Origin of the sequence: Microbacterium alkaliflavum, from assembly GCF_044325405.1 — a bacterium.
Lineage (GTDB): Bacteria > Actinomycetota > Actinomycetes > Actinomycetales > Microbacteriaceae > Microbacterium > Microbacterium alkaliflavum.
The window spans coordinates 121,250-133,186 of record NZ_JBIQWL010000009.1; the positions used below are offsets into that span (position 1 = coordinate 121,250).

An 11,937-nucleotide genomic window follows, 5' to 3' on the forward strand; every position below is an offset into this window, starting at 1 on the left:
AGAGCTCCTACTGGATGGCCTCGAAGAGCGCGAGCACCTCGGGCTGGGGGTCGGTGAGGGTGATGGTGACGACGGGGCGGCCGTGGCCCTTCGAGAGGACCGAGGCGTCGCCGGCGGCCTGAGCCTCGATGAGCTGGCCGAACGTGAACGGGCGGCCGGGGATCTCGAGATCGACGTCGGTTCGGGCGAGGACCTGCACGAACACTCCGTTCGCGGGGCCGCCCTTGTGGTACTGGCCCGTCGAGTGGAGGAACCGCGGGCCCCAGCCGAACGTCGTGGGGCGACCGGAGTCGGCGGCGATGAGCTCGCGGAGGCCCTCGAGCTGCGGCAGCTCGAGGCGATCGACGTACGCCTGGATCGACACGTAGCCGTCGTCGGGGAGCTCGGCCCAGAGGGCGTCGAGCACGCCTCCGACGGTGCCCGACGCGGCGAGGGCCGGGTCGGAGACCCGCACCTCGAAGCCCTCGGCCGTGAAGGCGGGGGCGGCCGGCTCCGGTCGCGCGTCGAGGAGTCCTCGGGCCGCGGCCTTGGCCGACTCGACGTCGGGCTGATCGAACGGGTTGATGCCGAGCATCCGCCCCGCGATCGCCGTCGCGTACTCCCACACGATGAACTGTCCGCCGAGCGAGCCGCTCACGAGGATCTCGCCCTCGTGCCGCTCGCGGAAGTGGAACGCGTTCGCCTCGTCGACGAACCGGACGATCTGCAGGTCGGCCGGCTTGCTCTCGAGTTCGGGGGAGACGGGGAGGAGCACGACGGGCAGGATGCCGGTGCCCTCCTTGCCCGTCGACTCGGCGATTAGCTGCTCGATCCAGTCGGGCAGGCCCACGATGTGCGTGCCGTCGGTCACGAGGCCGAGCTTGTCTTTGCGCGGGCTGCCGCCCGCGATCGCCGCCGCGAGGACGAGCGCCGGGTTGTCCGGGCTGTCGATCGCGACCTCGAGCAGCGAGGCCTCGGCCTCGTCGAGCAGCTCGGTCAGGTCGACGCCCGCAAGGCCGCTCGGCACGAGGCCGAACGCGGTGAGCGCCGAGTAGCGCCCGCCGACCGTCGGGTCCGCGTTGAAGACGCGGTAGCCGGCGGCGCGGGCCGACTCGTCGAGCGGCGAGCCCGGGTCGGTCACGACGACGATGCGCTCGGCGGGGTCGATGCCGAGGTCGCGCCAGGCCGCCTCGAACGCGCGCTTGGCCGAGTCGGTCTCGACGGTCGAGCCCGACTTCGACGACACGACGAGCGCCGTCTGGGCGAGCCCGCCCCCGTCGGAGCCGCCGTCGATCGCCGCGAGCACCTGGCCGGGCGCCGTCGAGTCGAGGATCGTGAGCGGCTTGCCGGCCGTCTGGGCGATGACCTCGGGAGCCAGCGACGAGCCGCCCATTCCGGCGAGGACGATGCGCGTCACGCCGCGCGCGCGAAGCTCTTCGCGCAGCGCGACGATCTGCGGCACGAGCGGGCGCGAGACGGTGACCGCCTCGACCCACCCGAGCCGCTTGGACGCTTCGTCCTCAGCCGCCTCGCCCCACAGGGTCTGGTCGCCGGCGGTGATGCCCGACGCGACCAGATCCGCTGCGAGGCCGGGGAGCGTCGCGTCGACGACCGACTTGACGTGCCCCGTCAGGTGGAGCTGGAAGCTCACCGGGCGGCCTCGGGAGCTGCTGCCAGCGCGTTGGTGACGGTGGCCTCGAGGTCGTGCCAGGAGGCGATGAACTTGTCGACGCCCTCGTCCTCGAGCACCTGGGTGACGTCGGCGAAGTCGACGCCGACGGCCGCGAGCTGGTCGAAGACGCCGTGCGCGTCGGCGTAGGCGCCGGTGACGGCGTCGCCGGTGATGACGCCGTGGTCGAACGTGGCCTCGAGGGTCTTCTCCGGCATGGTGTTGACGGTGCCGGGGGCGACGAGCTCGGTGACGTAGAGGGTGTCGGGGAGCGACGGGTCCTTGACGCCGGTCGAGGCCCACAGCGGGCGCTGCACGTTGGCGCCGGCATCCGTCAGCGCCTTCGCGCGATCCGTGCCGAACTTCTCCTCGAACAGCTCGTAGGCGAGGCGCGCGTTGGCGACGCCGGCCTTCGACTTCAGCGCGAGGGCCTCGTCGGTGCCGATCGCGCCCAGGCGCTTGTCGACCTCGGTGTCCACGCGCGAGACGAAGAACGATGCGACGGAGTGGATCTTCGAGAGGTCCAGGCCCGCGGCCTGCGCCTGCTCCAGGCCGGCGAGGTACGCGTCGATGACGTCGGCGTAGCGCTCGAGGCTGAAGATCAGCGTCACGTTGACCGAGATGCCCGAGCCGATGACCTCGGTGATGGCGGGCAGGCCGGCCTTGGTCGCGGGGATCTTGATGTGCACGTTGGGGCGGTCGACGGTCTTCGACAGCTCCTTGGCCTGCGCGATCGTCGCGTCGGTGTCGTGCGCGAGGTCGGGGGAGACCTCGATCGACACCCGGCCGTCGACACCGTTGCTGGCGTCGTAGACGGGGCGGAAGATGTCGGCCGCGTCGCGCACGTCGTCGGTCGTGGCCGCGAAGATCGCCTCGTCGGCCGACGCGCCCTTCGCCGCGAGGTCGGCGATCTGCGACGTGTAGGCGTCGCCACCGCCGCCGATCGCGGCCTGGAAGATCGTCGGGTTCGTCGTGACACCGGTCACGTTGCGCGTCGCGATCAGCTCGGCGAGGTTGCCCGAGGTGATCCGCGAGCGGGACAGGTCGTCGAGCCAGATGCTCACACCTGCGGCGGCCAGCTGTTCAGTGGGGGTGCTCATTCTGCGTTCTCCTTGTGCTTACTGAGCCGTCGCGACTTCGAGCGCAGCCGAGGCCGCGATCGTGTCGCGCGCCGCCTCGACGACGGCTTCGGCGGTGATGCCGAACTTCTGGAAGAGGGTCTTGTAGTCGGCCGACGCGCCGAAGTGCTCGATCGAGACCGAGCGGCCGGTGTCGCCGACGATGCCGCGCCACGTCAGTGCGAGGCCGGCCTCGACCGAGACGCGCGCCTTGACGGAGCGGGGCAGCACCGACTCGCGGTACGCCTCGTCCTGCTCGGCGAACCACTCCAGCGAGGGCGCCGACACGACGCGGGCGTTGACGCCCTCCGCCTTGAGCGTCTCGCGGGCGGCGACGGCGAGCTGCACTTCGGAGCCCGTGCCGATGAGGATGACGTCGGGCTCGCCGTTCTCGGCGTCGATGAGCACGTACGCGCCCTTCGCGACGCCGTCGGTGGTGGCGAACCCGTCGACGCCGCGGGGGAACACCGGGATGTTCTGGCGGGTCAGCGCGATGCCGGCGGGCGCGCTCTGGCGGCGGAGGATCTCCAGCCACGCGGCCGAGGTCTCGTTCGCGTCGGCGGGGCGCACGACGTCGAAGTTCGGGATCGCGCGCAGCGTCGCGAGCTGCTCGACCGGCTGGTGGGTGGGACCGTCCTCGCCGAGGGCGACCGAGTCGTGCGTCCACACGAAGATCGACGGGATGTTCATCAGCGCAGCCAGGCGCACCGGGGGACGCATGTAGTCGCTGAAGATCAGGAACGTGCCGCCGAACGGACGGGTCGGGCCGTGCAGCTTGATGCCGTTGACGATCGCGCCCATCGCGTGCTCGCGGATGCCGAAGTGCAGCACGCGACCGTGCGGGTCGCCCGACCACTCGTGGGTGGACCACGCGGCCGGGATGAACGACTTGGCGTCCTTGATCGTGGTCAGGTTCGACTCGGCCAGGTCGGCCGAACCGCCCCAGAGCTCGGGGAGCTCCGCGGCCAGCGCGTTGATCACCGTGCCCGACGCGGCACGCGTGGAGACGTCCTTGCCGGCCTCGAACACGGGCAGCGCCGACGCGATGTCCTCGGGCAGCTCGCCCGCCTCGAGGCGGTCGAGCAGCGCCTTGCGCTCCGGGTTGGCCGCGGCCCACGCGTCGAACGAGGTCTGCCAGGCGGCGCGCTCCTCGGCGGCGCGGCCGGCCAGCGCGCGGGTGTGGGCGAGGATGTCGTCGGCGACGACGAAGGACTGCTCGGGGTCGAAGCCGAGCACCTTCTTCGTCGCGGCCAGCTCATCGGCGCCGAGCGCCGAGCCGTGGATCTTGCCTGTGTTCTGCTTGCCGGGCGAGGGCCACCCGATGATGGTGCGCAGGACGATCAGCGACGGCTTGGAGGTCTCGCCCTTGGCGGCCTCGATCGCGGCGAACAGCTCGGGGACGTCCTCGACGTACTGGCCGGTCTTCTTCCAGTCCACGACCTGGACGTGCCAGCCGTACGCCTCGTAGCGCGCGGCGACGTCCTCCGTGAAGGCGACGTTCGTGTCGTCCTCGATGGAGATCTGGTTCGAGTCGTAGATCGCGATCAGGTTGCCCAGCTCCTGGTGACCCGCGAGCGACGAAGCCTCCGAGGTGACACCCTCCTGCAGGTCGCCGTCACCGGCGATCACATACACGAAGTGGTCGAACGGGCTCGTGCCGGCCGGCGCCTCCGGGTCGAACAGGCCGCGCTCGTAGCGGGCCGCGTACGCGAAGCCGACCGACGACGCGAGGCCCTGGCCCAGCGGGCCGGTCGTGATCTCGACGCCCTTGGTGTGGCCGTACTCGGGGTGGCCCGGGGTCAGCGAGCCCCACGTGCGCAGCGCCTTCAGGTCGTCGAGCTCGAGCCCGAACCCGCCCAGATACAGCTGCACGTACTGAGTCAGCGACGAGTGGCCCGCCGACAGGATGAACCGGTCACGACCGAGCCAGTGCGTGTCCGCCGGGTCGTGGCGCAGCACCCGCTGATAGAGCAGGTACGCCGCCGGCGCCAGGCTCATCGCCGTGCCGGGGTGGCCGTTGCCCACCTTCTCGACGGCATCCGCCGCCAGAACACGGGCCGTGTCCACGGCGCGCTCGTCGATCTCATCCCAACGCAGATCCGACACGGGACCGCCTTTCATCCTGGAGGGTCCGCGGCCCCGGGCCACCACAGCCACACAACTCCTGAGGAAGTTTTCTGCGGGAGGGGGTTGCGCGCGGGGTCGCGCCTGTGTTTTCAGCATATCGAAGGGTCATGCCCCTCTGGCCATGTGCGCCGTTGTGTGACAGCCACAAAGGGAGCGCCGGAACAGAGTCGCACGCGCGCCGCTCACGAGCGTTGCGCAGAGGTGTCGCACGCGTGTCGCGCACCCCACAGCCCCGTGCCGCCGATTGTGAGGCCCGCCCGCTGACAGGCGGTGCCAGGGCGATGCCATAGACTTGGGAAGGTTCGACATCGGGCGCACGATACGGGGGGCGATGGACATCTCGAGCACGGCGCACGTGACGACATCCGCCGCCCCGCGCACCTTCGGCCGCACCGTCCGCGCCTACGTCGCTCTGACGAAGCCGCGTGTGCTCGAGCTGCTGCTGGTCACGACCGTCCCGGTCATGATCCTCGCTGAGGGCGGCCTGCCCAACCTCTGGCTCGTCGTCGCGACCGTCATCGGCGGGTCGATGAGCGCCGGGTCCGCCGCCGCGTTCAACATGTATCTCGATCGCGACATCGACGCGCACATGCAGCGCACCGAGAACCGGCCGCTCGTGACGGGAGAGGTGTCGCCGCGCGGCGCCCTCATCTTCGCGTGGACGCTCGCCGTGCTCTCGACCGTCTGGCTGTGGCTCACGACGAACTGGCTCGCCGCGGCCCTGTCGGCCGCCGCCATCTTCTTCTACGTCGTGATCTACACGATGATCCTCAAGCGACGCACGGAGCAGAACATCGTGTGGGGCGGGATCGCGGGCTGCTTCCCCGTCGTGATCGGCTGGACAGCCGTCACCGGCTCGCTCGCCTGGCCCCCCGTCATCCTGTTCGCCCTCGTCTTCCTCTGGACGCCGCCGCATTACTGGCCGCTCTCGATGAAGTACAAGGCGCAGTACGACGAGGTCGACGTGCCGATGCTCGGCGCGACCCGCAGCGGTTCACAGGTCGGGCTGCAGGTCATCCTCTACGCGTGGGCGACCGTCGCGTGCTCGCTGCTGCTGATCCCGGTCGCCGACATGGGCCTGGTCTACACGGTCTCGGCTCTCGTCTTCGGCGGCTGGTTCATCTACGAATCGCACCGCCTCTACAACCGCGCGGTGCGCGGCACCGAGCCGCGCCCCATGCGCGTCTTCCACGCCTCGATCACCTACCTGACGCTGCTCTTCGTCGCCATCGCGATCGACCCGCTGCTGCCCTTCTGACCCCGTCGCAGGGCCCGTTGTGAGGCCCTGGCCCGAGGAGTACCTTCTGAGGTGTTCCGGGCGTCGCGGCCCGGTTCGGGGGAGTTCCACGGACGGCGGTCCAGTGCGAACGGAGGGCTGTCATGGCCACGCGGATTCGAGACCTGGCGATCACGATCGAGAACCGTCATTTCACGCCATGGGCTCCCTGGCAGGACGCCGAGTGCGGCAGCACCGACGTGTGCGGCGAGACCGGCGTGTGCGGCGAGACCGGTGTCTGCGGTGCGACGGGCTGCGGCGAGACGACGTGCGGTGACACGGGTGTGTGCGGTGCGACGGGCTGCGGCGAGACGACGTGCGGTGACACGGGTGTGTGCGGTGCGACGGGCTGCGGCGAGACGACGTGCGGCGACACGGGCGTGTGCGGTGCGACGGGTGTGTGCGGCGCCACCGGCGTGTGCGGCGCGACGGGCTGCGGCTTCACCGACAGCTGCGGCATGACGGACGGCTGCGGAATGACCGACGGGTGCGGCATGACGGACTCGTGCGGCGCGACCGGCTGCGGCATGACCGACGGCTGCGGCATGACGGACTCGTGCGGCGCGACCGGCTGCGGCCAGACCGACGGCTGCGGCATGACGGACTCGTGCGGCTCGACGGGCTGCGGCCAGACCGACGGCTGCGGTCAGACCGATGGCTGCGGTCAGACCGACGGGTGCGGCATGACGGGGTCGTGCGGCGACACGGGCGGTGACGCCATCGTGAAGTGGTGGACCGAACTGTCGATCGAGACGAAGGCGTCGGAGTTCGAGCGGGTGCTGAGGGGGCCGAACCGCGATGCGCTGCTGCAGATCATCCAGGCCAAGCGCGGAACGCAGGTCGCGGCGCAGCACCTCGACCAGCTCGACGCGCGGCAGCTCGGAGACCTGGAGCGCACGCTCGAGACCGCCCTGAAGGAGGTCCGCGCGCGGGCGAAGCGGCGCGACGCGCAGAACCTATGACACCCGGTGTCATCGACGCCGGATCCACGCTCACCGCGGCGAACCGCGCGATCTCCCGGGAGGCGGTCGAACACGCCGCTGCGCTGATCGGCCTCGTATCGACGGCGATCGTGCGCAACGCCCTGTACACGTACGGGCGTCGCGCCTGCACACCGGAATGGGCGCGCACCTTCCCCGATGCGCGGTACGTCGACGAGTGCACGGCGGATGCCTTCGCGGGGCTCGATCGGGCGAGCTGGGCGACGAGGTGGAACGAGGATGCCGCCGGCCGGTGGCGCTTCGAGACGCGGAGGTCCGCCGACACCGCCCGGGGAGCGCAGCCCGTCAAGCTCTACGTCAACGCCGGTGGCGCCGCCCTCGTCGCGCGCCTGCCGGCCATCGTCGAACGCATCGCCGCATCCGACGCCGCCGCGTTCAAGGTGGCATCTGATCCGTGGGGACTGCTCCGCTCCGACAAGTGCGTCGTCTACCTCCGCTCCCTGGTGGAGGCCCGGCGGCTCGCGGCCGAGCTCGGCCAGGTGCTGGCTGACGACGACGTACAGCAGCTTGCCTTCACAGCGGCCCTCGACGAGCGAGGCGCGGTCTCGCTCGGGTTCGATCCGCCTCAGCACGTCGTCGACGAGCTCGGCGAGCGCAGCTGGCGCGGGATCGTGTGCGGACTCCTCGAAGTCGCGTTGGTCGACGCCGTGTCGCGATCTGACGATCGACCCGTCGAGGCGTCCCTCGCCGCGGTCGCAGCCACCGGGATCGACACCGTCACCTGGGCACCGATCGGCGTCTCCTGATGGCGGAAGACGGTCGCGCATACGTCCTCGCTCCGGGGGTCGTCGTGAGGGCGGCGGCGGAGCTGCGACCCGACGTGCGCCGTCAGCTCGACCTCGAGCCGGGCGACCACGTCGTGACCCTGCCGACTGCCCGCACGCGATCGCTGCTGGTCGACAAGGAGAGCGCCCGCGTGCTGGCGCTCTGGCGTCGCGCCGCGACGGCCGAGGCGATCACCGCGGAGGCGGCGAGCGCCGGGATCGCGCTGACGCGGGATGACCTCGAAGACCTCCGCGCAAGGCTCGTCGGCGTCGGGTACCTCCTGCCGGATCGATCCGATCGTCCCTCCAGCGGCGACCGGCTCGCGGACGGCGCCCGCGTCGGGTCCTTCGTCGTGACGGCGCGCGTGCAGGAGATGCCCGACAAGGCGGTCTATCTGGCCGCCGGCCCGGACGGCACCCGCGCAGCGCTCAAGATCGCCGCGTCGGGCGCTCCCGAGGCCACGACGGCATCGCTCGACCGCGAACGCCGCATCCTCGCCACCCTCGAGCTGGACGCGGTGCCGCGACTGCTCGACGCGGGCGAGGTCGACGGGCGGCCCTACGTCGGCGTGGAGTGGCGGGACGGCGCAGACGTGCTGACCCGGGCCAACGGCATCCGCTCGGAGGCGTCCTCACCGGCTCTCGCAGCGCCTCGCCTGCGGGACCTGGTCGCCGCGATGCTCGACGCGTACGCGACGCTGCACGACGCGGGGGTCGTGCACGGCGACATCCATCCCAAGAACGTCATCGTCGGCGCGGACGGGGGCATCAGCCTCATCGACTTCGAACTCGCCTCGGGGCCGGGACTCGATCCCGGCGAAGCGATCCCGCGCGGGGGCGTGCCGTATTTCTACGAGCCGGGCTACGCGCGCGCGCTGCTGGCGGGACGCGGGGCGCCCGAGGCGACCCGCGAGTCCGACCTGCACGGCCTCGTCGCGCTGACCTACCTCCTGATCACGGGACGCCACTACCTGCCGTTCCGACTGGAGCGCACGCTCTTCTACCGCCAGATCGCTGAACGCGACATGCAGCCGTTCGCCCACGCAGTGGACTGGTCGTGGCCGTCCGTCGAGCTGCTGCTCGAGCACGCCCTGCGCGATGGGGCGGGCAGTGCGGCCGAACTGGCACGAGGGATCCGGGCTCTCGACGCGGCCGACCTCGACGAGCATCCGACGGCGGTGGTGTGGCCGCGCGACTTCCTGCGCACCTTCCGGCTCGGCCGGTCGAACGACACCTGGCCCTTCCCCGCACCGTCGGTCTCGCTCCACCACGGCGCGGCGGGCGTCGCGGTCGCGCTCATCTCCGCGGCGGGGAGCGATCCTGCGGCCCTCGCCGACGCTGCGCGCTGGTCGCACCGGTCGAACTCCGCCGTCGACGATGAGCACCTCGTCGGCGACGGGAGCGTCGTGGGCGCCGACGTCACCCGACCCTGGTCGCTGCACTACGGCGCGGCCGGGGTTCACCTCGTGAGCGGCCTCATCGCGAACGCGCGCGGCAACGCCGTCGAGGCCGAGCGCGCTCTCGCCGCCTACTGCGCGTGCGCCGCCGATCTCGACGTCTCGGCGTCGCCCGACCTCATGAGCGGCGCCGCGGGATGGCTGCTCGGGGCGGTCCACCTCGAGGGCGCGCTGCCCGCCTCTGCGCACCTGCCGTCGCGAGGCGAGCTCGTCGAGACGGCCGACGATGTCGCGCACCGGCTCGGCGAGGTCGAGGCATCCACCCTCCCCGCGGGAGTCGCGCATGGCCGCGCCGGCATCGCATACGCGACGCTGCTGTGGGCCGCAGCACGACTCAGGGAGCCGCCGCCGGGCGCGGTCGCCGTCGTGCGACAGCTCGCGCAGGAGCAGCGGACGCCTTCGCGGCCCGGGTGGACGGCCCCGGAGGGCTGGCAACCCGACCGTGCCGCCAGGTTCGCCTCGAGCTGGTGCAACGGGTCGGCAGGGCTCGCGCTCACGTTCTGCGCCGCCTACGACGCCACGCAGGACGCGGGTCTCCTCGACGCGGCCGAGCATGCTGCACAGGTCGCCGTCGATGCCGGATCGAACGGATCGAGCCTCTGCTGCGGCGACGCGGGCCTGGCGTACGCGCTCGCCGCGCTCGGGCGCCGCACAGGCCGGGACGAATGGCAGCAGCTCGCACGCGAGGTCGCGTCCCGCGCCGCCGCGATGCGCCACGGCACCCCGCATTCGCTGTACAAGGGGCTGCTCGGCGCGCGCCTGGCCGACGTCGAGTTGAACGACCCGGCGTCCGCACGCTTCCCGCTCTTCGAACCGGAGGTCTGGCCCATGCGGTGGTCCTACACGGCTCCCCCCTTCGTGAGGGGTGAGCGATGAGCGGCGTGCCGCTCGGGGTGCTCGAGCTCGGCAAGCGCGCGGGGGGACGGGTCGAGGACGACGCACGCGCCCTCGTCGACGTCGCGCTGCGCGTCGAGGCGGCCGGATACCGCCGGCTCTGGATCGCCGAGCATCACGTCGACGACGCGGCGGTCACCGTGCCCGAGGTGCTCCTCGCAGCGATCCTCACGCGCACGTCGACGATCCGCGCGGGTCTCGGCGGCGTCATCTTGCCGTATCGGAGTCCGTATCGCGTCGCCGAGCTGGCGCGCTCGCTCGCGGTCCTCGCGCCCGGCAGGGTCGATCTCGGAGTGTGCCGGGGCCCAGGGCTCACCGACCCCGCGATCGCCGACGCGCTCGTGCAGGGGAGCGGGTGGGAGCTGGCGCCGGCCGCCTTCGACCGGAAGGTGCGCACGACGCTGCGGCTGTTCCGCGGCGAGGGTGCACCGCACGTGTGGCCCGACGGCGCCGAGACGTTCTCGCCGTGGGTGCTCGGCTCGTCCGACGCGACGGCGGCGCTCGCCGGCGAGGCGGGCGCGGGCTTCGCGGCATCCCTGTTCATCCTGCGCAACGAGGAGGTCGTCGCGCGGAGCGTCGCGGCCTATCGCGCGGCCGCCGACCCTGCCTCGGCACGGGTGGTCGTCGCCGTGAGCGTCGTCGCCGGCGCGTCCGCCGAAGAGGCGCACGACCGCCACGAGGCGCTGCAGGCCGACGGATTCCTGCCGAGCAACATCGTCGGCGAGGTCGACGAGTGCCGTCGCCGGCTCGCCGAGCTCGCCGCGCGGCTGGACGCGGACGAGATCCTCATCGTGTCGTTCTCGCGCGACCCCGAGGCGCGCGCCACGCTCTACGAGGCTCTCGGGCCCGAGGTCTGACCCGACCGGCGACATGACGAGAGCGCCGGAGACCTCAGGTCTCCGGCGCTCTCATGAAGCAGCTCAGCGAGCGGCGGGCCCGTCCTTGGGGGCGGGGGTGTAGCCCTCGGGAGCCTGAGCAGGCTCGGGCTCCGACGCGACGGCGGGCTCCGACGCGACGGCGGGCTCCGACGCGACGGCGGGCTCGGATGCGACGGCGGGCTCCGACGCGACGGCGGGCTCGGCGGCAGCGGGGGCCGCGGGCACCGTGTAGGCGGCGTCCGTGGCGACGACGGGCTCAGCGGCCTCGGGCTCGGCGTCCCAGTCGATGGGCTCGACGACCTCGACGGCCGCGGCGGGCACGAACGACTTCAGAACGCCCAGGAAGAGCACCGCGATGAGGCCGATGAGGCCCACGCCGATGAGGGCGGCACCGACGGTGATCCACGACTGACCGCCGTAGACCTCGACGCCCGTCGCGGTGCCGTCGAGCAGCGTCGCGTTCATGGTCGTGATCTTGTCGACGACGAGCCACGCGCCGACGGCGACGCTGGCGACCGAGCCGACGAGAAGGATCCAGAACGGGATGCTGCGAACGAGACGGGGACGTGCTGTCATGTGGTGACTCCTTAGGAGGGGGATTTCGCGGCACAGACGCGGCCGCGCGTCTGACAGTCTTTCAGACGCTTCGGCACGAGTTCGTGTGTCTACCGATGAGTCTCCTATGAGCCGATGGGCGCAGGGTTTTTGTAAAGAGACTTTAGTAAAGACTCTTGACAAACCTTCGCGACGCCCGCCACAGTGGGGGTGTTCGCA

General features: G+C 71.6%; 9 protein-coding genes. 5 read left to right on the forward strand and 4 right to left on the reverse strand.

Features of this window, described 5'->3' with window-relative positions; genetic code table 11:
* Positions 1 to 7: 7 nt before the first annotated feature.
* From ACH3VR_RS18920 to tkt, 3 genes are read right to left on the reverse strand one after another with little or no spacing between them, the layout of a single operon-like run.
* Positions 8 to 1,630, reverse strand: coding sequence for a glucose-6-phosphate isomerase (locus tag ACH3VR_RS18920; protein WP_397557876.1), 1,623 nt, complete (start codon positions 1,628 to 1,630; stop codon positions 8 to 10).
* Positions 1,627 to 2,748, reverse strand: a complete 1,122-nt coding sequence (gene tal / locus ACH3VR_RS18925; protein WP_397557877.1) for a transaldolase — start codon at positions 2,746 to 2,748, stop codon at positions 1,627 to 1,629. The genes ACH3VR_RS18920 and tal overlap by 4 nt, the downstream gene beginning before the upstream one ends.
* Before the next feature lie 18 nt (positions 2,749 to 2,766).
* Entirely contained in the window at positions 2,767 to 4,872 is a 2,106-nt protein-coding gene (tkt, locus tag ACH3VR_RS18930; protein ID WP_397557878.1) for a transketolase, read from the reverse strand.
* A 352-nt stretch (positions 4,873 to 5,224) separates the two neighbouring features.
* Between tkt and ACH3VR_RS18935 the strand changes: the two genes are divergently transcribed.
* The 5 genes from ACH3VR_RS18935 (at position 5,225) to ACH3VR_RS18955 (ending at position 11,142) form a co-directional block, all read left to right on the forward strand.
* Positions 5,225 to 6,151, forward strand: coding sequence for a heme o synthase (locus tag ACH3VR_RS18935; RefSeq protein ID WP_397557879.1), 927 nt, complete (start codon positions 5,225 to 5,227; stop codon positions 6,149 to 6,151).
* Between the two features lie 122 nt (positions 6,152 to 6,273).
* On the forward strand, positions 6,274 to 7,131 hold the full coding sequence (locus tag ACH3VR_RS18940; protein ID WP_397557880.1) for a hypothetical protein: 858 nt from the start codon (positions 6,274 to 6,276) through the stop codon (positions 7,129 to 7,131).
* A complete protein-coding gene (locus tag ACH3VR_RS18945) occupies positions 7,128 to 7,916 on the forward strand; it encodes a hypothetical protein (protein ID WP_397557881.1) in 789 nt (262 codons plus the stop codon). Before ACH3VR_RS18940 ends, ACH3VR_RS18945 begins: the two co-directional genes overlap by 4 nt.
* A complete protein-coding gene (locus tag ACH3VR_RS18950) occupies positions 7,916 to 10,267 on the forward strand; it encodes a lanthionine synthetase LanC family protein (protein ID WP_397557882.1) in 2,352 nt (783 codons plus the stop codon). The genes ACH3VR_RS18945 and ACH3VR_RS18950 overlap by 1 nt, the downstream gene beginning before the upstream one ends.
* Positions 10,264 to 11,142 carry an LLM class flavin-dependent oxidoreductase gene (locus ACH3VR_RS18955; RefSeq protein WP_397557883.1) on the forward strand — a complete coding sequence of 293 codons (879 nt, stop codon included), beginning with the start codon at positions 10,264 to 10,266 and terminating at the stop codon, positions 11,140 to 11,142. The genes ACH3VR_RS18950 and ACH3VR_RS18955 overlap by 4 nt, the downstream gene beginning before the upstream one ends.
* Before the next feature lie 63 nt (positions 11,143 to 11,205).
* Here ACH3VR_RS18955 and ACH3VR_RS18960 read toward each other — a convergent pair whose 3' ends face one another.
* On the reverse strand, positions 11,206 to 11,739 hold the full coding sequence (locus ACH3VR_RS18960; RefSeq protein WP_397557884.1) for a tetraspanin family protein: 534 nt from the start codon (positions 11,737 to 11,739) through the stop codon (positions 11,206 to 11,208).
* Between the last annotated feature and the right edge of the window lie 198 nt (positions 11,740 to 11,937).